This window comes from Streptococcus sp. UMB0029, from assembly GCF_002871495.1.
GTDB lineage: Bacteria > Bacillota > Bacilli > Lactobacillales > Streptococcaceae > Streptococcus.
Genome location: NZ_PNGD01000003.1, coordinates 24,702 through 46,248, shown reverse-complemented (window position 1 = coordinate 46,248; position 21,547 = coordinate 24,702). Strand labels below are relative to the sequence as shown.

Here is a 21,547-nt window from a genome sequence, read left to right as displayed (position 1 = left end):
TATTCTGAAATATTAGTATTTTCTAAATCGTTGATAGCGTTCTTCCAACAACTCTTCTAGCGATTTTTGTGAAAGTCTAGCTAGCTCAGCTTGAAGTTCTTTCTTGACATTCTTAATTAGTTCTCTGCTAGAAAGTCCTGCTTCAGAAATCACCTTATCCACCACGGCCATTTCTAACAGTTCATGAGAAGTGATTTTCATCAGTTCTGCCGCTTCCATGGCACGACTGCCATCTTTCCATAGAATGGAAGCAAAGCCTTCTGGGCTGAGAATGGCATAGATAGAATTTTCCAACATCCAGACACGGTCTGCAACTGCTAGAGCCAGAGCCCCACCTGAACCACCTTCACCGATAATGATAGCAATAATCGGAACTTTCAGGTCACTCATTTCCATGAGATTACGAGCAATAGCTTCCCCTTGTCCACGTTCTTCCGCTCCGACACCAGGATAGGCACCTGCTGTATTGATAAAGGTAACAACTGGACGGCCAAATTTTTCAGCCTGTTTCATCAAACGTAGGGCCTTACGGTAGCCTTCTGGATGCGGTTGGCCAAAATTCCGCTTGAGGTTATCTTGCAAGCTCTTGCCTTTTTGGATACCAACCACTGTTACAGCTAGATTTCCAAGCCAGCCAATACCACCAATAACTGCACCATCGTCACGAAAAGAACGGTCACCGTGTAATTGGATAAATTCATCAAAAATGCCTGTCGCAAAGTCCAAGCTTGTCAAGCGACTCTGCTCACGCGCTTCTCTGACTATTTTTGCAATATTCATCTAGGACCCCCTCTGTGCAATCTGACTAGGCTAGCAATGGTATCTGGTAAGTCTCTTCTTTTAACAATAGCATCCACAAAGCCATGTTCCAATAGGAATTCTGCCTTTTGGAACCCCTCAGGCAAGCTTTCACGAACCGTATTTTCAATCACACGACGCCCAGCAAAACCGACTAAACTCTGTGGTTCTGCTAGAATGATATCGCCTTCCATAGCGAAAGAAGCTGTTACACCACCTGTCGTTGGATCTGTCAAAATGGTCAGGTAAAAGAGCCCTGCATTTGAATGGCGTTTAACCGCTGCAGAAATCTTGGCCATTTGCATGAGACTCATGATTCCTTCCTGCATACGGGCTCCACCAGAGGCTGTGAAGAGAACAACTGGCAATTGTTCGACAGTCGCATACTCAAACAAACGAGTGATTTTCTCCCCTACAACTGTACCCATAGAAGCCATGATAAAGTTGGAATCCATAATTCCAAGAGCCACAGTCTGACCTTTAATAAGAGCAGTTCCTGTCACAACGGCTTCATCCAGCCCTGTTTTTTCACGCATTGCTACTAGTTTCTTTTGATAACCAGGGAAATGCAAGGGATCCTTGCTTTCAATCCCTGTAAACAATTCCTTAAAGGTTCCCATATCAATCGTCAAAGCCAAGCGTTCTTGGGCAGAAATACGAAATGTATAGCTACAGTGCGGACAGATACGCTCACTTCCCAGATCCTTCTGATAGATGGTATGCTTACAACCTGGACACTTAGAAAATAATTCATCTGGAACCTCTGGCTTGGCTTGAGGTTTTTCCCTAACCGAACGATTGGGATTGATTCGAATATACTTATCTTTTTTACTAAATAGAGCCATTGATTCCCCTTTTCGGTTTAAACTCTTAAAGTCATTTTATTCTTTTTCTTGATATTTAGGTAAGAAGGTTTCCATCAAGAAGGAAGTATCATAATCCCCAGCAATGACATTGCGATCTGAAATGAGGTCAAGCTGGAAATCTGCATTGGTCTGCACCCCTTCAATCTCTAATTCATAGAGGGCACGTTGCATTTTCATCAAGGCATCAAAACGATTTTCACCGTGAACGATGACTTTGGCAATCATACTGTCATAATAAGGTGGAATGGTATAGCCTGGATAAACTGCTGAATCTACGCGCAAGCCAACACCTCCACTTGGAAGATATAAATTGGTAATCTTACCGGGACTTGGAGCAAAGTTAAAGGCTGGATTTTCTGCATTGATACGACATTCAATAGCATGACCGCGTAGAACAATATCTTCTTGCTTAACAGACAGAGGTTGACCTGCTGCAATGCGAATTTGTTCCTTAACAATATCCACACCTGAAACAAATTCTGTTACTGGATGTTCTACTTGTACACGAGTATTCATCTCCATGAAATAGAATTTGCCACTGGCTTCATCAAGAAGAAATTCAATGGTTCCTGCGTTCTCATAGCCAACAGACTCTGCCGCTCGAACAGCAGCAGCACCGATTTCATGGCGCAGCGTTTTTCCGATTGCAATCGAAGGACTTTCTTCCAAAACCTTTTGATTATTCCGTTGAAGAGAACAATCCCGTTCACCCAAGTGAATCACATGTCCATGCTCATCTCCTAGGATTTGAACCTCGATGTGACGAGCTGGATAGATAACCCGTTCTATATACATGGCACCATTGCCATAATTAGCCTTGGCTTCGCTAGAGGCAGTTTCAAAGGCGGAAACGAGGTCTTCTGGTTTTTCAACCTTACGAATCCCTTTACCACCTCCACCTGCTGAAGCCTTGAGCATAACAGGATAGCCAATTTTTTCAGCAACAATTAAAGCTTCTTCAGAATTATGCACTTCTCCATCTGAACCTGGTATAACAGGCACACCTGCTTTGATCATCTGAGCGCGCGCATTGATCTTATCCCCCATCATATCCATAACATGACCAGATGGGCCGATAAATTTAATCCCCACTTCTTCACACATGGTTGCAAATTTGGAATTTTCACTGAGAAATCCAAAACCTGGGTGAATGGCTTCTGCCTCAGTCAAGACTGCAGCTGATAGAACTGCATTAATATTGAGATAAGACTCTGTTGGCTTACCAGGGCCAATACAAACTGCTTCATCTGCCAAAAGCGTATGAAGAGCTTCCTTATCAGCAGTTGAATAAACCGCCACCGTCGCAATGCCCAATTCACGCGCCGCACGGATAATACGAACCGCAATTTCACCACGATTGGCAATTAAAATTTTTTGAAACATGGAGAACCTCCTTAGTTCCCTATTGCAAAGGTAAGAGTACCACTAGCTGCAAGTTTGCCATCCACTTCAGCCTTTGCTTCAACCACGGCAATGCTACCGCGACGTTTTACAAACGTTGCAGTCATAACTAATTGGTCACCTGGTACAACTTGCTTCTTGAATTTAACCTTATCCATACCAGCGTAAAAGACCAGTTTTCCTTTATTTTCAGGTTTTGACAACTCCAAGACACCAGCTGTTTGCGCCAATGCTTCCATGATAAGAACACCTGGCATAACTGGATATTGAGGGAAATGACCGTTAAAGAAGGGTTCATTGATGGTTACATTTTTGATGGCAACAATAGTGTCCTCGCTCACTTCCAAGACACGATCTACTAGGAGCATAGGATAACGATGGGGAAGAGCTTCTTTGATTCCTTGAATATCGATCATTTGATACGTACCAATCCTTTACCAAACTCAACCATTTCTTCGTTAGAAACGAGAATTTCCGTTACCACACCATCCTTAGGAGCTGGGATTTCATTCATGACTTTCATGGCTTCGATGATCACCAGCGTTTGGCCTTTTTTAACACTATCACCAACTGTTACAAAGGCAGGTTTATCTGGACCAGCAGCCAAGTAAGCCACCCCAACAAGTGGACTCTCTACAACATCTCCCTCAGCAGCTACACTTGTTTCAGCTGGCGTCGAAGTCTCTTCCACTACAGTCTCTGCTGGAGCAGATGTAGGAGCTACTGGACTTGGTGTTGCTGGAACGGGTGCTGGAGCAACTTGAGGTACAACTTCAGACACAAGTCTAGCTTCATTCTTGCTAAACTCCAACTCATCCGTCCCATTCTTATAAGAAAATTCTCTCAAACTTGATTGGTCAAATTGAGCCATCAAGTCTTTAATATCGTTTAAATTCATACTTACTTAATTCTCCCAACGTTTGAAAGCAAGAACTGCATTGTGGCCACCAAAACCAAAAGTATTTGAAATAGCGTATGGAATTTCTTGCTCCAAGCCTTGTCCATAAACGACATTGGCTTCGATATAATCTGATACTTCACTTGTCCCAGCTGTCATTGGAACAAAGTTATGACGCATAGCTTCGATTGTTACGATAGCTTCTACTGCACCTGCAGCCCCCAGCAAATGTCCTGTGAAAGATTTGGTTGATGATACAGGTACTTCCTTACCAAGAACAGCTACAATAGCCCCACTTTCTCCTTTTTCATTAGCAGGAGTTGACGTTCCGTGAGCATTGACATAGGCTACTTGTTCTGGGGAAATCTCAGCTTCTTCCAAGGCTAATTTGATGGCCTTGATAGCTCCCTGACCTTCTGGATGAGGAGAAGTCATGTGGTAGGCATCACAGGTATGTCCATAACCAACCACCTCAGCAAGGATAGTTGCCCCACGTTTTTCAGCGTGTTCAAGGCTTTCAAGAACCAACATCCCTGAACCTTCACCCATGACAAACCCATTGCGGTCCTTATCAAATGGGATAGAAGCACGAGTAGGATCCTCTGTAGTAGAAAGAGCTGTTAGGGCTTGGAAACCAGCAATAGCAAAAGGTGTGATAGAGGCTTCTGAACCACCTACCAACATAACATCTTGGAAACCAAACTTAATGGAGCGGAAGGCATCCCCAATCGCGTCATTTGATGAAGCGCAGGCAGTATTGATGGATTTACAAACACCGTTTGCTCCAAAACGCATAGCGACATTTCCTGAAGCCATATTTGGCAAGGCTTTTGGAAGGGTCAATGGTTTCACACGTTTTGGTCCTTTGTCATGGAGGCGAAGCACTTGATCTTCAATTTCTTTGATTCCACCAATACCTGAGGCCACGATAACACCAAAACGATCTTTATCAAGAGCCTCTACATCCAAATTGGCATGATTGACAGCTTCTTGGGCTGCGTACAAGGCATACAAAGAATAGTTATCGAAACGATTGGTATCTTTCTTAACAAAGTATTTATCAAAAGGAAAATCTTGGATTTCTGCCGCATTATGCACATCAAAGTCACTATGATCAAATTTTGTAATTTGATCAATTCCGATTTTTCCAGTTGTTAAACTATTCCAAAATTCTTCTGGTGTATTTCCGATTGGAGATGTTACTCCATAACCTGTTACTACTACGCGATTTAGTTTCATCTTTTTCACCTCTAGCTTCTGCTACATACTTAAGCCACCATCAATGGCAACTACTTGACCAGTTAGATAATCTTGTCCTGCTAAAAATACTGTCAAATCTGCAACCTGCTCTGCCTGCCCAAATTCTTTCATGGGAATTTGCGCCAGCATGGCATCTTTTACCTTGTCTGATAGAACAGCTGTCATATCGGACTCAATCATTCCAGGTGCAATAGCATTAACCCTGATATTGCGATTGGCCACTTCACGCGCCACAGACTTGGTAAAACCAATCAAACCAGCCTTAGAAGCTGCATAGTTAGCTTGACCGATATTTCCCATCAAACCAACTACACTAGACATATTAATGATAGCACCTTCTCTGGCTTTCATCATCGGTTTCAAGACTGATTGTGTCATGTTAAAGGCACCAGTCAGATTAACCTTGAGCACTTTTTCAAAATCCGCCTCTGTCATCTTGAGCATGAGGGTGTCTTGGGTAATTCCTGCATTGTTGACCAAAACATCTACTGAACCTAGCTCTGCAATAGCTTGCTCAACCATACGTTTAGCGTCTACAAAATCTGATACATCTCCTGAAATGGGAACTACCTTGACACCATAGTTTGAAAACTCGGCTAGCAAGTCCTCTGAGATTGCCCCACGGCTGTTTAAGACAATGTTGGCTCCTGCTTGAGCAAACTTGTGGGCGACGGCAAGACCAATTCCACGACTCGAACCTGTAATAAAGATATTTTTATTTTTTAGTTGCATTCTTTTCTCCTGTTTCCTCCTGTATTTATGGGAGAAGGGATTACTCATTTTCTAGCAAGGTTTCCAAACTCTCCTGATCTTCAACATTGGCTAGTTTAGCCGTCTTATCAATCTTTTTAACAAAGCCTGACAAGACTTTCCCTGGGCCAATCTCTATAAAGTTGGTTACGCCTGCTTCTTGCATAACTGCAATGCTTTCATAGAAACGAACTGGCTCCTTAACCTGACGCGTCAAAAGTTGAACAATGTCTTCTTTTTTCATAACTGTAGCTTCTGTATTGCCGACTAGGGGACAAGTGAAATCTGAAAAGTTTACCTGAGCTAGTGTTTCAGCCAGTTTCTGGCTAGCAGGCTCAAGGAGAGCGGTATGAAAGGGACCTGACACCTTGAGAGGAATCAAGCGTTTGGCACCTGCTTCTTGCAAGAGTTCAACAGCTCGGTCAACTGCAACTACTTCTCCACCAATGACGATTTGTGCAGGTGTATTATAGTTGGCTGGAGTAACCACTCCAAGTTCAGAAGCTTTTTGACATGCTTCTTCAATGACCTCTACTGGCGTATTGAGAACTGCGACCATCTTGCCAGAGCCAGCAGGAGCCGCTTCTTCCATATAGGCTCCACGCTTAGCAACCAAGGCTACCGCATCTTCAAAATCCAAGGCTCCACTGGCCACCAAGGCAGAGTATTCTCCAAGGGATAAACCAGCAACCATATCAGGCTGATAGCCCTTTTCTTGCAATAAACGATAGATAGCAACTGAAGTTGCTAAAATAGCTGGTTGCGTATAGCGGGTCTGATTGAGTTTTTCTTCTTCCGTATCAATTAGATGACGCAAATCATAACCGAGTACCTGACTCGCTTGATTAATCGTTTCTTGGACAATCGGATACTGATCATAGAGATCCCGTCCCATACCTAGATACTGGGCACCTTGGCCAGCAAATAAAAAGGCTGTTTTAGTCATTTCTTACAACTCCTGCCCAACGAGAGGCTTCTTCTTGAATTTTCTTAGCTGCTCCGTAGTATAAATCTTTTAGGATTTCTTCAACGGTTTCTTCTTTGGAAACAAGCCCCGCAATTTGACCTGCCATGACAGAGCCACCATCCACATCTCCGTGAACAACCGCTTTGGCTAGAGCACCTGCTCCCATTTGTTCAAAAATTTCCAAATCTGGATTTTCTTGTTTAAAGGCATCTTTTTCAGCTTGTTCAAAATCACGAGTCAACTGATTTTTAATCGCACGAACAGCATGTCCAAAGTGTTGAGCTGAAATCGTAGTATCAATATCTCTAGCTTTTAAAATTTTCGCCTTATAATTTGGATGAGCATTAGACTCTTTTGCAACGACAAAACGAGTTCCAACCTGAACAGCCTCTGCACCTAGCATAAAGCCAGCCGCAGCACCTTCACCATCCGCAATCCCTCCTGCAGCAATAACAGGAATAGATACAGCAGCAGCAACCTGACGCACCAAGGTCATGGTTGTTAATTTCCCAATATGTCCCCCAGCTTCCATTCCTTCTGCAATGACAGCGTCCGCACCTATTTTTTCCATGCGTTTAGCTAGGGCAACACTTGGCACAACAGGAATAACTGTTATACCAGCAGCATGAAATCGTTCCATGTATTTGCTTGGATTTCCTGCTCCTGTTGTCACTACCTTAACACCTTCCTCGATAACGAGGTCTACAATATCTTCCACAAAGGGAGACAAGAGCATGATGTTGACACCGAAGGGTTTATCAGTCAATGATTTGATTTTATCAATATTTGCCTTGACAACTTCTTTAGGGGCATTTCCCCCACCGATAATCCCTAGTCCTCCAGCCTTGGAAACAGCCCCTGCTAAATCACCATCAGCAACCCAGGCCATCCCTCCTTGGAAAATAGGATAATCAATGTTCAATAATTCTGTAATACGCGTTTTCATAGTGCCTCCATCGTTTCTTGCTTACGTAATAGTTCGATATCGTCATAATTTGAAAATCAAACTATTGCCTAAACAAGAGGGAGCGGGTTTCCCTACTCCTTCTATCTATATTCTGCTTATACTCTTCAAAAATCAAATTCAAACCACGTCAGCGTCACCTTGCCGTACTCAAGTACAGCCTGCGGCTAGCTTCCTAGTTTGCTCTTTGATTTTCATTGAGTATTATTTTGTTTGCTCTTCAACGTAGGCAACCAAGTCACCAACTGTTTTCAAGTCATCTTCTGCTTCGATTTGGATATCAAAAGCATCTTCGATTTCTGAGATTACTTGGAACAAGTCCAATGAATCTGCATCCAAATCATCAAAAGTTGATTCAAGTGTTACTTCTGATGCGTCTTTCCCAAGTTCTTCAACGATAATTTCTTGTACTTTTTCAAATACTGCCATGATAGGACTCCTTTAAAATAAATAGTTTTTTATAACAATGTGTTCACCACATGATTACCTAAATTGTAAGAATGAGTGTGCCCCAGGTCAAGCCTCCACCGAAGCCTGATAGCAGAACAGTCTGACTACCATCTAAACGAATGAGGCCTTGTTCTACACACTCTGAAAGTAAAATCGGGATACTGGCTGCACTGGTATTACCATATTCCATCATATTGGCTGGAAGTTTGTCTCGGTCGACACCGATTTTTCTAGCCATCTTATCTAAAATACGGTCATTAGCCTGATGAAGTAGCAGATAATCCAAGTCTGTCGCCTCTACAGGAGATTCTTCAATGGTCTGTTTGATAGACTTAGCTACATCTCGAATGGCAAAATCAAAGACTGCGCGTCCATCCATCTTCAAAAATGAATCTGCATTTTCTTGATTTGAAAATGGAGAATGTAGACCTGAATGTCCATAGGTCAGACACTCGCTGCGACTTCCATCACTATTGAGACTCTCAGCTAAGAAATACTCTTGCTCGCTAGCTTCTAGCAAGACTCCACCAGCACCATCTCCAAACAAAACAGCTGTTGATCGATCCGACCAATCGACTGCTTTAGAGAGGGTTTCACTGCCAATCACCAAGCCTTTTTGAAAGCGACCAGAAGCGATAAACTTTTCAGCAGTTGAAAGAGCAAATACAAATCCACTGCAAGCAGCTGTTAGGTCAAAAGCAAAGGCCTTATTAGCACCAATATTAGCTTGGATACGAGCAGCTGTAGAGGGCATCATCGAATCTGGAGTAATGGTAGCTAGGATGATAAAATCCAACTCCTCCCCTGTGATTCCAGCTTTTGCCATCAGTTTCTTAGCAACCTCTGTAGCCAAATCACTAGTAGATTCTGTTCTTGAAATATGCCTTTGTCGTATTCCCGTCCGACTTGAAATCCACTCATCATTGGTATCCATAATCTGAGCCAAATCATGATTTGTAACCACTTGCTCTGGCACATAATGAGCAACCTGGCTTATTTTTGCAAAAGCCATTATCTCAAATCCTCCAAAAATTGATAAAGATTGGTCAAACCTTTGCTCATAACCTCAATTTCTTGCTTACTCATACCATCAATGATTTTTTCAACCATGGCCTTGTGGAAGCGTTTATGTAGCCTATGAACCAAGCGACCTTTCTTTGTCAAATGCAGATGCACCACACGACGATCATGTTCTGAACGAATGCGTTCAATGTAACCCTTGCGTTCGAGATTATTCAAACTAGTCGTAACTGTCCCAAGAGTCACCATCAACTCTTTCGACACTTGACTTGGTGTCACGTCTGGGAATTTCCCAATCACATCAATCGTATGCATTTCTTTGATGGAGATATCCTTGAAACGACTACCTCTCAAGCTAACTTCCTCAATGACGAGGACATTGTTAAATATAGATGTTAAATATTCATTAATTCGTTGGTAGTCCAATCTTTCTTTCCCTCCTTCTCAAAAAACTTTTACAATCAAAACATTTGACAAAAGAATTATATCAAACTTCAAAGAATGGCGCAAGTATTTTTTTATTTTCCTGTAAATTTAGGTCTTCTTCTCTCCGAATGAGCCCGAACTCCCTCTTTGAAATCCTCTGTTTTGGCCAGTGATTCCTGTAGATGCAGTTCTAAAACAGCATAATCTTGCCAATCTTTAAATTGGCTCTCCCAAACCAACTTCTTGATGGCAGCATAGGAATTGCTTGAACCACGTCTTAATTTTTTAAGAAGCTGTTCTCTGGTTTTTTCTAACTTATCAGCTTCCGAAATACGGTAAACCACACCCCACTCTAGAGCTTTTTCTGCTGTCAAAGCCTCTCCTGTCATGGCTAGTTGAGCAGCACGCGTCACACCAATACTTCGGCTCAAGAGATGAATTCCTCCTGCATCTGGAGCCAAACCAACTCCAACAAAGGCTTGGATAAATTTAGCCTTATCGGTCGCTAAACAGAAATCTGCGGCCACAGCCATATTCGCTGCAGCACCTGCAACAGCCCCATCAACTTCCATCAAAACAGGCTTTGCAATTTGCTTGATTTTATAAGAAATAGCATTAACTAGTTCTGCAATTTTCGTCAATGATGGAATATCATCCTCATCTACTGCACGCTTCATCTCTACTAGATCTCCTCCAACTGAGAAGACTTTGCCATTCGCATTGATCAAGATAAAATGCACAGCTGGATCCTCTTCCGCCAGAGTCAAGGCTTCTAAAATTTCCTCACACATGGGAATATGGAAACCATTAGCGACATCAGGACGGTTTAACGTAATGATTGCCAAATCCTCTTCAAGCTGATAAATAATATGTTCCATCTGGGCTCCTTTTTATTTTTATATGCAAGTTAAATCATTTTATTATCAAAGTATATCTTTTTTACTCTTAAAAAGCAAGAATAAGAATGTAATAAGTGTCTCAGCCGATTTTAGATTCCTTATCTTTCCCTGTAAAATAGCTTATTTTCTTCATTGAAAAAAGGCTTTCTTTCTGCTATAATCGTATAAAATACTTACTTTAGGAGTTCTTATGAAAGTTATTAAATTTGGAGGTAGCTCTCTTGCCTCTGCTGGTCAATTAGAAAAAGTTTTAAACATCGTTAAAAGCGATCCAGAACGCCGTTTTGTAGTTGTTTCTGCGCCTGGTAAACGCAATGCCGAAGATACTAAGGTTACGGATGCCTTGATTAAATACTACCGCGACTATGTTGCTGGTAACGATATTAGTAAGAGTCAAAACTGGATTATCGACCGCTATGCTGCCATGGTTAGTGAATTAGGACTAAAACCAGCTGTTCTAGAGAAAATTTCAAAAAGCATTCGCGCCTTGGCCACTCTTCCTATTGATGAAAATAAATTTCTCTACGATACTTTCCTAGCAGCTGGTGAAAATAACAATGCTAAATTAATCGCTGCCTATTTTAACCAAAACGGTATCGATGCACGCTATGTTCATCCTAGAGAAGCTGGGATTGTGGTCACAAGTGAACCTGGCCATGCTCGCATCATTCCATCAAGTTATGACAAGATTGAAGAATTGACAAATACAAATGAAGTTCTTGTCATTCCTGGTTTCTTTGGAGTTACCAAAGAAAATCAAATCTGTACCTTCTCACGTGGAGGATCAGACATTACAGGTTCTATCATTGCTGCAGGGGTTAAGGCTGACCTCTATGAAAACTTTACGGATGTTGATGGTATCTTTGCAGCCCACCCTGGTATTATCCACCAACCACACTCGATCCCTGAGTTAACCTACCGTGAAATGCGTGAATTGGCCTATGCAGGATTCTCAGTTCTTCATGACGAAGCCCTTCTTCCTGCCTACCGCGGAAAAATCCCCCTTGTTATCAAAAATACCAACAACCCTGACCATCCAGGTACTCGTATCGTTCTAAAACACAGTAGTGATGAATTCCCAGTTGTGGGGATTGCCGGTGATTCTGACTTTGTCAGCATCAACATGTCTAAATACCTCATGAACCGCGAGATTGGATTTGGTCGCAAGGTTCTGCAAATCCTTGAAGACCTCAACATCGGTTGGGAACATATGCCAACTGGTATCGACGATCTTTCAATTATTCTCCGTTCTCGTGAACTAACTCCTATCAAGGAAGAAGAAATCCTGCGTCAGTTAGTTCAAAAAGCTGAAGTCGACCATGCAGAAATCGAACACGACCTTTCAATCATTATGATTGTTGGAGAAAAAATGAAGAGTCATATCGGAGTAACTGCTACTGCGACACGTGCTCTATCTGAAAACAAGATCAATATCCAGATGATGTCTCAAGGTTCTAGTGAAGTTTCTATCATGTTTGTTGTCAATAAAGACCAAGAAAAAGCAGCAATTAAAGCGCTCTACAATGCCTTTTTCGGCGAAAGTAAGGAAGACTAATCATGGCTCAATCACTTAACAAAACAGTGCTCCTCAATACGACAGGCACTTCCTACCTCTCTATAGCTGGGAAAGTTGGAAAATTCCTGGTCGGAGATCAGGCTCTGGAATTTTACCCAGATGTCAATGTCGAACAATTTATCCAGATTCCTTGGGACCATATCAACCAAATTGGGGCCAATGTCACTGGTCGCAAAATCAGTCGCCACTTCGAAGTCTTTACAGACAGAGGAAAATTCCTTTTTGCTTCAAAAGACTCAGGTGCCATTCTCAAAATTGCTCGCGAAAAACTGGGCAATGACAAGGTTGTCAAACTTCCTACTTTGATTCAGACCATTGGTCAAAAATTTAAAAATCTATTTGCAAAAAAGTAGAAACTTTAGTATAATCATAGCAACGGATAAGTAGGTTATCTTCTTCTTTCAGAAAGTCTGCGGGTGCTGCGAGCAGATAGGAGGGATAGGTGAAATTCTACCGTTATTCAAAATTACATACACAATCAAGTGCACACCTGTGAAGTTGGATGGAACCGTGGCCCTGTCACTCCAACGCTTTGTCAGGTGTGCTTTTTTCATAAAGGAGTTCTTATGTTAGATATCAAACGCATTCGTACAGACTTTGATGCTGTCGCAGAAAAATTGGCTACACGTGGTGTAGATGCTGCTATCTTAAACGAGATGAAAGAAATCGATGCTAAACGTCGTGACATCTTGGTCAAGGTTGAAACTCTCAAAGCAGAACGTAACACAGTTTCTGCTGAGATTGCTCAAGCCAAACGCAACAAGGAAAATGCAGATGACAAGATTGCTGCCATGCAAAATCTATCTGCTGAGGTCAAAGCCTTGGATGCTGAATTGGCAGAAATCGATGCTAAATTGACAGAATTTACTACTACTCTTCCAAACATCCCAGCTGACAGCGTTCCTGTTGGGGTTGACGAAGACGACAATGTGGAAGTTCGCCGTTGGGGGACTCCACGCGAGTTTGACTTCGAGCCAAAAGCCCACTGGGATCTTGGTGAAGACCTTGGTATTCTTGACTGGGAACGCGGTGGTAAAGTAACAGGCGCTCGCTTCCTCTTCTATAAAGGGCTCGGTGCTCGTTTGGAACGTGCTCTATACAACTTTATGTTGGACGAGCATGGCAAGGAAGGCTATACGGAAGTCATCACACCTTACATGGTTAACCACGATTCTATGTTTGGTACTGGTCAATATCCAAAATTCAAGGAAGATACTTTTGAATTGAGCGACAGTAATTATGTCCTTATTCCTACAGCTGAAGTTCCTCTGACAAACTACTACCGTGATGAAATCTTGGACGGTAAAGACCTCCCAATCTACTTCACTGCTATGAGTCCTTCATTCCGTTCTGAGGCTGGTTCTGCTGGTCGTGATACTCGTGGCTTGATTCGTTTGCACCAATTCCACAAGGTTGAAATGGTCAAATTTGCCAAACCAGAAGAATCTTACGAAGAATTGGAAAAAATGACAGCCAACGCTGAAAATATCCTTCAAAAACTTAACCTTCCATACCGTGTCGTTGCTCTCTCTACTGGAGATATGGGCTTCTCAGCTGCCAAGACTTACGACTTGGAAGTTTGGATTCCAGCACAAAACAATTACCGTGAAATCTCAAGCTGTTCAAACACAGAAGATTTCCAAGCCCGTCGTGCTCAAATCCGTTACCGTGATGAAGCTGATGGCAAGGTGAAATTGCTCCATACCTTGAATGGTTCTGGACTTGCAGTTGGACGTACAGTAGCTGCAATTCTTGAAAACTACCAAAATGAAGATGGTTCTGTGACCATCCCAGAAGTTCTTCGTCCATACATGGGTGTAGCTGAAGTTATCAAACCATAAAAAATAAGGTTTAGCTATTTCTAGCTAGACCTTTTTTCGTAACCAAATCAGATAAGCGCCTAATACAAAGAGTAAAATAATTAAGCAAATAGCGGTTTCAGCCAGTATCAGATAATCCAGAAATGGAAGTTTCAAGATTCCCTGAGCCATCTTGAGCGAAGTAGCTGTGATAATGGTTGGGAAGGTGAGGGCTGAGAAGGCTGGTTGAAAACCTTGTTTTAAAATATTGGGCAGGCGAGTCAAAACAAAGAAAAAGAAGGATTGAGAAGCCAAAATCATGGCAATCAAGAGCCAAGTCGGTAGGCTGGCACCTCCAACCCGAACTAGAGAAGCCAAGAGTAGAGAGAAAGGAGCACAGTAAATCCCTTCTTGTCCAAGCATGGCTAGTGGGAGTGGATGTTTCTTTAAATCGCTATAAATAAGCGGATAGAGATAGAAGGTCAAGAGAAATCCAAAACTCAAGGTCGCATAGGCAATTTTGATGATGCCTACAAGAGGATAGGTCAAGGCTGCTACTGCTATCCCCACATAAAGTACCGTCCAGCTTGGAGTGGCATGAACCCTCCGACCCGGACAAGCAAACTTGATGGTGAAACCAGCAATCAAAGCCAAATCCAAGAGAAATGAAAACCACCAGAGTCCTTGCGCAACCAAAGGAAAATGAGGGAAGACGCGAAAGACATAAGTCGATAAAATCATCCCAGCCATGGGAAAGGTGGCCATTCCTGACAAAAGAGGAGGCTTGGTCAATTCTTGTTTAGTTTTCTTCCAATTAAAGAGATGCAGAAGTAGAAAGTACATCCACAAAATCAAACCTGTCAGACTAAAAAGATGTGACAGAACCGGCAACGTATCTAAAATAAGATTTCCAGCTCCTGCCAAACCTAGCAAACAACCTGAAAATACTAAGGGGAGTTTTTTCATCCTAACCTCCAATAATCATGTTAGTTTCAGTATAGCATAAAAGCGCTTAAATGAGGACTTAAAAAAACGAAGTCCTATTATTTCAGACTTCATTTTTTACTCAGATAAGGATTAAGCATAAGGTTGCAATTCTGGGTTAATGGGTGTATTGGCTAGATTGTTGGCATAGTTACAAAGACTTGCTAGGCTGACACCAAGAACCACATCCAAGGCATTTTGTTGGGTGTATCCAGCTTCTAGAAATTCAGCCAGGGCTTCATCTCCTACACGACCCTTGGTATTGATGACGGCCAAGGTAAACTTAGCTAGGGTGTCCAATTTAGGATCTGTTTCAATCGGAGTACGATTGCGGAGGGCTTGAAGAAGGTCATCGTTCATCTGGATTTGTTTAATGGAAAAAGCTGTGTGACCTGCGACGCAGAAGGCACAACCATTAGTTACGGCTGCCGTGATTTGCACCACTTCACGCTCAACAGGTGTCAGACTATTGCGACGGTTGATAGCTCCGACAGTTCTGTAGGCTTCTAGGGCAGTAGGTGCATTAGCCAAGAGTCCGATTAGATTGGGAATAAAGCCATTGTTGTCTTTTTCTACTGTTTCAAGAACTTCTTTCACTTCTGCTGGTGCTGATTCTACTGTATGGATTGTAAATGTTGTCATCATAAAACCTCTTTTCATTTTGTTGAAACCTAGTCTATCACAGATTCTATACCTTGCATAATATATATTTTAAATTGCACTGATAAAAATTCTTTATGAAAGTAAAAAAAACCACACAATCTGTGTGATTTCATTATTTATCAAAATACTTTTTAGTCTCAGCAATGACGACTGGTGATAAAACTAAGAGGGCAATCAAGTTTGGCAGAGCCATCAAGGCATTGACGATATCTGCGATAATCCAAACCATATCCAACTCGATAAATCCTCCCAACAAGACCATGAGTACAAAAACCACACGGTAAAGCCAGATGAAACGAACACCAAAGAGGAACTCGAAACAGCGTTCTCCATAGTAGTTCCAACCTAGAATCGTCGTAAAGGCAAAGAGTACAAGGAAGATGGTCAAGAGGGCAGGCCCAAAGTGTGAAAAGACTGTTGAGAAGGCTGACTGAGTCAAAGCCACTCCATTCAAGTCACTATTCCATACTCCAGTTACCAAGATGGTCAAACCAGTTAGAGTACAAATGATGAGGGTATCAATAAAGGTTCCTGTCATGGAAATCAAACCTTGCTCTACTGGTTCATTTGTCTTAGCTGCAGCAGCTGCAATGGGAGCAGAACCCAGACCAGATTCGTTTGAAAACACACCACGCGCAACACCATTTTGGATAGCCATCCGAATGCTAGCACCAGCAAATCCACCTACCGCAGCAACAGGACTAAAAGCTGATGTTAAGATTAAAGTAATTGTGGCAGGGAGTTTTCCAATATTAAAGAAAATAACTGTAAGTGTTCCCAAAATATAGATGATAGCCATAAAAGGAACAACAGCAGTTGAAACCTTTGAAATGGACTTAAGCCCGCCAAAAACGGCAATCGCTACTAAGACAGACAAAACAAGAGCCGTGATAGCTGGCGAAATAGTCGTTGTATTTTGGATAGATTCTGTTATCGAGTTCACTTGAGTGAAGGTTCCGATTCCCAACAAAGCTACTAAGACACCTGCGATAGCAAAAAAGATGGCAAGTGGTCGCCACTTTTCTCCCATACCCAAAAGTATATAGTGCATGGGACCTCCTGCAACAGCACCGTTATCGTCTTTAGTCCTGTATTTAATAGCTAATAAACCTTCCGCATACTTGGTTGCCATTCCAAAGAAAGCCGCCATCCACATCCAAAAGAGAGCTCCTGGTCCACCGACCTTGATAGCTGTCGCCACCCCGATAATATTTCCCGTACCAACTGTCGCTGCCAGGGCTGTACACAAGGCCGCAAAACTGGATACATCCCCATGCCCCTTATCCTTGATAAAAATAAGCTGAAAGGCCTTAGAGAGACGCAAAACCTGCAAGAGTCCTAGACGAGCAGTTAGGTAAATCCCTGTCCCAACCAATAAAATCAAGAGGGGTGGTCCCCAAGCAAAAGCATCAATTGATTTAAGCAATTCTAACATTCTATTCTCCTATCTTTTCAACCCCAAAAGAAAGAGCACATGCAAGATACATGTACTCTGGAATGCTTAGATAAATGCTAAAAAGCGGTCTATCCTAGCTCTGTCCTTTTACCTGAGAGTTTGAGCAGTTGCCTGCCTTGCCCCTTCGGTGCCTTTACGGTCTCTCCAGAGTTCCGTCCATTTACAGTCATGGAAAATCAAACGATTTGCCACTTCTATTAAACTTCATTCGGTGTTGGTATTTAATTGATTCTTATTTTACAAAAAATGTTGGCTTTTGTCAATGTTTTTTGGAAAAATCTTATTTGACTCTGTAAAAGAAAGATTGAGCATTCCCATGTGCGTGAGGTGCTGTTAATTAAATGAATCTGTTTCACTCCTAGTCTACACGATATAAGAATTGTTCTGGATCGCCATGTAGCGGAAATGCAGCATGGAAGATGATTCGATCTTTACTAATATCCGAAGCATCCGTGACCACCTTACCCATAGATGTCCCATCCGGTATTCTAACACCTGCTGGTACAAACTTAATAAAGACTCCAAAATCTTTGGCCGAATAGCGAGCTATCAACAAACCATTTACCAATTCCGATTCTGCAAGGTCAACTTTAAATCCCTCTGGCGCTATCAAGCCATCTTTACTAAAGACTAAGTCTTCTCCTCCATGACCATTACTCCATTTTCCCTCAATACTAGAGAAATCTCCATTTTTTATGGCATTTATATCCATTTCCCCAGAAGTATTTTGATTTGATGAAGATGCTGTTGCAGCAAATTTTTCTGTTACAGATTTCCAAGTCAGACTAGATAGATTCATTCGAGCACCAGGACTGACTTCATCCTCTGTCTTAGCTTCTTTAACCTTCTCTAGTTTGTCCCCACTACTATTCAACTTCCAAATGGTATGAATGGTCTGTGGATCTCCTGCGAACGGATTCCACTGGGTATAGAGATTACCATTTTCTAATAGATAGGCCTTAAAGCGTGTTCCAAGCATCTGCATTTTATTTTCAGCATTGGTGAGGCGAATGACTTTCTGATCTTTGAGTGTAAAAATATCTAAAATCTCACTACCATTTTTCGAAGATACAATCAATTCATCAATGCCATTTTTATCCATATCAACCATTGCATAGGTAAAGGCTTGACTGCGTTCTGCCATCCCTGCATAGATATTAGCAGTTAGATTGATATTATCCTTAACTTCTGATTTATGGTCTAGAAGAAATTCATAATCCTTCAAAATGCTATTATAAGGACTGTAATCTGCACTTGACTTCCCCTTATCTGCACTTGCCCCTCCAGGAATCTTATCTGAAACAGACTTCCAGCTTAAAGTCTCTAGAGAAATGGGAGAAGCGACCCCAATATCCGCTAGTTCCTGAGCCTCCTTACCCTTTACCAAAGACTGTCCGTCTTCACTAAATTGGTAGTGGGCATAGATGTGACTCGTTGCTGTACCAGCTCCACGATAGAGCAGGGAATTGTCTGGCAAGATAGCAACCGTCATTCTCTCACCAATCTGGTCTAAACGATTTTCTTGATTGGTTAGACGAATCACCTTCCCATCTTTCAAAGTACGGATATCCAGTAAACTCTTTTCGCCGCTCTTCATTTCAAGAGCAAGTAAAAGTTCATCTACTCCATCATTATTCAAATCCGTCTTGTGGTAAACCACATCTGTATAAAAGCCTTGAGAAGACTTTACTTGACTAGCCAGAGGATTGACATCCATACCTGTCGGCAAGGTGCCTTTCGCTACTTTTTCATAGTCATCCAAAACTTTATTATAGTAACTGTAATCTATCTCTGGACTTGCTACTTCCTCGGATGCTGGTTCCGCGCTTTTATTCCAAGGTAGATACTGACAGCCTCCTAAACATAGAGTCAGTGAAAGTGTTGTGGCTAATATTAACTTTTTCATATTACTCCCTTATCTAAGAGAAAGGAACCAGCCTATGCCAATTCCTTTCGCTATTTTTAGTGTATCAAAATGTTACCTATTCGCAAATTGTTTTCTATTTCTATTTATTTGTTATAAGGCCATTTCTCACAAGCTATCATTCTAGCGAACCCACTTACCTGAACTATCTACTTGGTAACCATCTGGGGTACGTTCGTTGACTGCCATCTTACCATTTGACTTGAGATAGTAGTCACCTACCCATGTGTTACGAGCATAGCTTCCTTCTGATGTTAGGTAATAGTAAGATTGGTAGCTACTATCATAGATCCACTCACTCTTAGCCATTTTACCATCTGATTTGAGGTAGTAACTTCCAGCCCAAGCATTACGCGCATAGCTACCCTCTGCTGTCAAGTAATAGTATGATTTATAGTTATTGTCATAAATCCACTCGCTCTTAGCCATGTAGCCACCTGATTTGAGGTAGTAGTTGCCTGACCAAGCATTTTGAACAAAGTTACCTGAAGCATTTAGGTAGAAGTATGAATTGTACTGAACATCAAAAATCCATTGATTAACTACTTTAACACCAGCTTTGTAGTAAGAGGAACCTGACCAACCAGTCTGACCTGAGGTAGAGTTAGTAGTTTGTTTTGGAGCTTCAGTTGGTTTTGGTTTTTCTGTTTCTTTAGGAGTTGAAGGGTCTAGAGGATTGACATATTTTTGATTCTTAACAGTGAATGTCGCTGATCTACCACTAAACTTATGCAAGATATCTCCTTCTTTACTTTCTCCATGAAATTGTAAGTAATATTCACCATCTGGAACATTTGCAAAATTAGTCCAATCTTGCTTTGTAATCGGAACAGATGATTTATCAAATCCTTGATTGAAAGTATCTTTTCTAGGAATTTGACCTGTCTTTGCATTTACAATATCTGCATATATATATACAGAATATTTTACAGGTACATTTTCAACAGTCATATCCACATAGATACTTTTATTTTCTGAACCTGGTGTAATTTTATAGTCCACCTTATGATTTTCAATTTTGGTAATTTCTGCATGCACTGTTTGCGCTGAAAAAGGTAGAACTCCTGCTGTGTCAATTGTTGACAATACTCCGACTGTTGAAAGTGCCAAAGCACATACTAATAATTTCTTTTTGTTCATGTTATTTTCCTCCATGTTATAGTTTTTTATTTAATCCACTTACCTGATTCATCCACTTGATAACCATCTGGGGTACGTTCGTTGACTGCCATCTTACCATTTGATTTGAGATAGTAGTCACCTACCCATGTGTTACGAGCATAGCTTCCTTCTGATGTTAAGTAGTAGTATGAATCATAGTTCTTATCAAAAATCCACTCTTTTGTAGCCATCTTGCCATTTGATTTAACATAATAACTATCAACCCAAGTACTGTAAGAATAGCTTCCCTCAGACGTTAGATAATAGTAGGCACCATAGTTCTTATCAAAAATCCACTCACTCTTAGCCATGTAACCACCTGATTTAAGGTAATAGTTTCCTACCCAAGAATTTTGGACAAAGTTACCTGAAGCATCTAGGTAGAAGTAGGAATTATAGTTTTTATCGAAAATCCACTTACTAGTGACTTTAGTGCCATTCTGGTAGTAGGATGAACCTGACCAACCAGATTGAACCCTATTAGAAGTTGATTTTGGACTTTGATTAGTTTTAGAATTTCCAACTGATTTTGTACTTTCTACAGCTTGTGCATTATCAACCAGTTTAGAATTCTCTACTGGCTTAGAACTCTCTGCTGGCTGTGTAGTTAAACTTGCTTCATCTTTTACATATTTTCCATCTTTAACAGTAATAAGATTTGACCTTCCTAAAAACTTTTGACCCCTTAGATACTGATGGCTAAATTCAAAGTAATACTTCCCATCTGGTAACTTTTCAAACTTATTAACACTTACATGCTTAGAAGGTACATAATAAAAATCTTTCTCAAGCCCTTTCTCTTTGCTCACTTCACCAAATTCTGGACCTCTATAGCCCCAAACTTGTTCATGTGTATCGGCACTAAATAACGTGGGAACGATATCTTCAGGCTCTTCCAAAAAAGGAGTCGCCTTAATTTTTAAGACAAGATGCTTATCCCCAAGCACCTCTGCTTTTACATCAAGAAAAGCCTGGGTTGTGTCAGCCTGCACCGTTTGTGCTGAAAAAGGGAGAACTCCTGCTGTGTCCACAAGAGAGACCAATCCAAATGTTGCAGTCACTAGGCTGGTTACTAAAACTGTTTTTGACTTCATCATCAAAAATCTCCTTTAAAATTTTATTGTTTACGGTTACAGTATAGCATGCTATTTACCTTATTTACGAAAAGCGTATTTATATTTACCTTTATTGAACAATTACCCCCCCCCCCCGAAAAAGCGTAACTATATTTACTTTTTTCTAAAAATTCCCTTAAAAACTGGTAGAATTATGATAGAATGGAAAA

General features: G+C 41.4%; 22 protein-coding genes and 1 riboswitch. Of the genes, 3 read left to right on the top strand and 19 right to left on the bottom strand.

The annotated features are described in order from the left end of the window. Nucleotides 1-12: 12 nt before the first annotated feature. From CJ239_RS02370 to CJ239_RS02305, 13 genes are all read right to left on the bottom strand, one after another. Nucleotides 13-780, bottom strand: coding sequence for an acetyl-CoA carboxylase carboxyl transferase subunit alpha (locus CJ239_RS02370; protein ID WP_102210409.1), 768 nt, complete (start codon nucleotides 778-780; stop codon nucleotides 13-15). Further along, a complete protein-coding gene (gene accD / locus CJ239_RS02365) occupies nucleotides 777-1,643 on the bottom strand; it encodes an acetyl-CoA carboxylase, carboxyltransferase subunit beta (protein WP_102210408.1) in 867 nt (288 codons plus the stop codon). Before accD ends, CJ239_RS02370 begins: the two co-directional genes overlap by 4 nt. Nucleotides 1,644-1,679: 36 nt before the next feature. Then, nucleotides 1,680-3,047, bottom strand: coding sequence for an acetyl-CoA carboxylase biotin carboxylase subunit (gene accC, locus CJ239_RS02360; protein ID WP_102210407.1), 1,368 nt, complete (start codon nucleotides 3,045-3,047; stop codon nucleotides 1,680-1,682). An 11-nt stretch (nucleotides 3,048-3,058) separates the two neighbouring features. Beyond that, nucleotides 3,059-3,481: a 3-hydroxyacyl-ACP dehydratase FabZ gene (gene fabZ, locus CJ239_RS02355; protein ID WP_000565512.1), complete on the bottom strand. Its 423-nt coding sequence runs from the start codon at nucleotides 3,479-3,481 to the stop codon at nucleotides 3,059-3,061. Continuing rightward, nucleotides 3,478-3,963 carry an acetyl-CoA carboxylase biotin carboxyl carrier protein gene (gene accB, locus CJ239_RS02350; RefSeq protein ID WP_102210406.1) on the bottom strand — a complete coding sequence of 162 codons (486 nt, stop codon included), beginning with the start codon at nucleotides 3,961-3,963 and terminating at the stop codon, nucleotides 3,478-3,480. The genes fabZ and accB overlap by 4 nt, the downstream gene beginning before the upstream one ends. 6 nt (nucleotides 3,964-3,969) lie before the next feature. Then, nucleotides 3,970-5,202, bottom strand: coding sequence for a beta-ketoacyl-ACP synthase II (fabF, locus tag CJ239_RS02345; RefSeq protein WP_102210405.1), 1,233 nt, complete (start codon nucleotides 5,200-5,202; stop codon nucleotides 3,970-3,972). A gap of 21 nt (nucleotides 5,203-5,223) precedes the next feature. Beyond that, a complete protein-coding gene (gene fabG / locus CJ239_RS02340; RefSeq protein WP_102210404.1) occupies nucleotides 5,224-5,955 on the bottom strand; it encodes a 3-oxoacyl-[acyl-carrier-protein] reductase in 732 nt (243 codons plus the stop codon). 40 nt (nucleotides 5,956-5,995) lie between these two features. Continuing rightward, nucleotides 5,996-6,919, bottom strand: coding sequence for an ACP S-malonyltransferase (gene fabD / locus CJ239_RS02335; RefSeq protein ID WP_102210403.1), 924 nt, complete (start codon nucleotides 6,917-6,919; stop codon nucleotides 5,996-5,998). Continuing rightward, on the bottom strand, nucleotides 6,912-7,886 hold the full coding sequence (fabK, locus tag CJ239_RS02330; RefSeq protein WP_033684213.1) for an enoyl-[acyl-carrier-protein] reductase FabK: 975 nt from the start codon (nucleotides 7,884-7,886) through the stop codon (nucleotides 6,912-6,914). The genes fabD and fabK overlap by 8 nt, the downstream gene beginning before the upstream one ends. A gap of 222 nt (nucleotides 7,887-8,108) precedes the next feature. After that, nucleotides 8,109-8,333: an acyl carrier protein gene (locus tag CJ239_RS02320; protein WP_000257838.1), complete on the bottom strand. Its 225-nt coding sequence runs from the start codon at nucleotides 8,331-8,333 to the stop codon at nucleotides 8,109-8,111. Nucleotides 8,334-8,391: 58 nt separating this feature from the next. Beyond that, entirely contained in the window at nucleotides 8,392-9,366 is a 975-nt protein-coding gene (locus CJ239_RS02315) for a beta-ketoacyl-ACP synthase III (RefSeq protein WP_102210402.1), read from the bottom strand. After that, a complete protein-coding gene (locus CJ239_RS02310; RefSeq protein ID WP_000386351.1) occupies nucleotides 9,366-9,800 on the bottom strand; it encodes a MarR family winged helix-turn-helix transcriptional regulator in 435 nt (144 codons plus the stop codon). Before CJ239_RS02310 ends, CJ239_RS02315 begins: the two co-directional genes overlap by 1 nt. 92 nt (nucleotides 9,801-9,892) lie before the next feature. Next, nucleotides 9,893-10,678, bottom strand: a complete 786-nt coding sequence (locus CJ239_RS02305) for an enoyl-CoA hydratase (RefSeq protein ID WP_102210401.1) — start codon at nucleotides 10,676-10,678, stop codon at nucleotides 9,893-9,895. Nucleotides 10,679-10,889: 211 nt separating this feature from the next. Between CJ239_RS02305 and CJ239_RS02300 the strand changes: the two genes are divergently transcribed. The 3 genes from CJ239_RS02300 to serS all read left to right on the top strand — a co-directional run bounded on the left by CJ239_RS02300 (nucleotide 10,890) and on the right by serS (nucleotide 14,116). After that, nucleotides 10,890-12,254 (top strand): aspartate kinase, encoded by a 1,365-nt coding sequence (locus CJ239_RS02300; protein ID WP_102210400.1) that lies wholly within the window; start codon nucleotides 10,890-10,892, stop codon nucleotides 12,252-12,254. 2 nt (nucleotides 12,255-12,256) lie between these two features. Beyond that, complete coding sequence (locus CJ239_RS02295) at nucleotides 12,257-12,628, top strand: DUF956 family protein (protein WP_000079345.1); 372 nt, start codon at nucleotides 12,257-12,259, stop codon at nucleotides 12,626-12,628. 213 nt (nucleotides 12,629-12,841) lie between these two features. Then, nucleotides 12,842-14,116 carry a serine--tRNA ligase gene (gene serS, locus CJ239_RS02290; protein WP_102210399.1) on the top strand — a complete coding sequence of 425 codons (1,275 nt, stop codon included), beginning with the start codon at nucleotides 12,842-12,844 and terminating at the stop codon, nucleotides 14,114-14,116. Nucleotides 14,117-14,140: 24 nt separating this feature from the next. Here the strand turns inward: serS and CJ239_RS02285 are convergent, their stop codons facing one another. From CJ239_RS02285 to CJ239_RS11975, 6 genes are all read right to left on the bottom strand, one after another. Beyond that, on the bottom strand, nucleotides 14,141-15,040 hold the full coding sequence (locus tag CJ239_RS02285; protein ID WP_102210398.1) for a TDT family transporter: 900 nt from the start codon (nucleotides 15,038-15,040) through the stop codon (nucleotides 14,141-14,143). A gap of 111 nt (nucleotides 15,041-15,151) precedes the next feature. After that, nucleotides 15,152-15,700 (bottom strand): carboxymuconolactone decarboxylase family protein, encoded by a 549-nt coding sequence (locus CJ239_RS02280; RefSeq protein ID WP_084889803.1) that lies wholly within the window; start codon nucleotides 15,698-15,700, stop codon nucleotides 15,152-15,154. Between the two features lie 133 nt (nucleotides 15,701-15,833). Next, nucleotides 15,834-17,156, bottom strand: coding sequence for a sodium:alanine symporter family protein (locus CJ239_RS02275; protein WP_102210397.1), 1,323 nt, complete (start codon nucleotides 17,154-17,156; stop codon nucleotides 15,834-15,836). A 90-nt stretch (nucleotides 17,157-17,246) separates the two neighbouring features. Continuing rightward, nucleotides 17,247-17,335, bottom strand: a riboswitch (glycine riboswitch). A gap of 200 nt (nucleotides 17,336-17,535) precedes the next feature. Then, complete coding sequence (locus CJ239_RS02270) at nucleotides 17,536-19,083, bottom strand: DUF6287 domain-containing protein (protein WP_102210396.1); 1,548 nt, start codon at nucleotides 19,081-19,083, stop codon at nucleotides 17,536-17,538. Nucleotides 19,084-19,224: 141 nt separating this feature from the next. Continuing rightward, on the bottom strand, nucleotides 19,225-20,241 hold the full coding sequence (locus CJ239_RS02265) for an endo-beta-N-acetylglucosaminidase (RefSeq protein WP_180958187.1): 1,017 nt from the start codon (nucleotides 20,239-20,241) through the stop codon (nucleotides 19,225-19,227). A 26-nt stretch (nucleotides 20,242-20,267) separates the two neighbouring features. Then, the gene (locus CJ239_RS11975; RefSeq protein ID WP_374703782.1) at nucleotides 20,268-21,071 is read right to left on the bottom strand and encodes a hypothetical protein; all 804 of its coding nucleotides are present in this window, start codon (nucleotides 21,069-21,071) and stop codon (nucleotides 20,268-20,270) included. Nucleotides 21,072-21,547 lie beyond the last annotated feature (476 nt).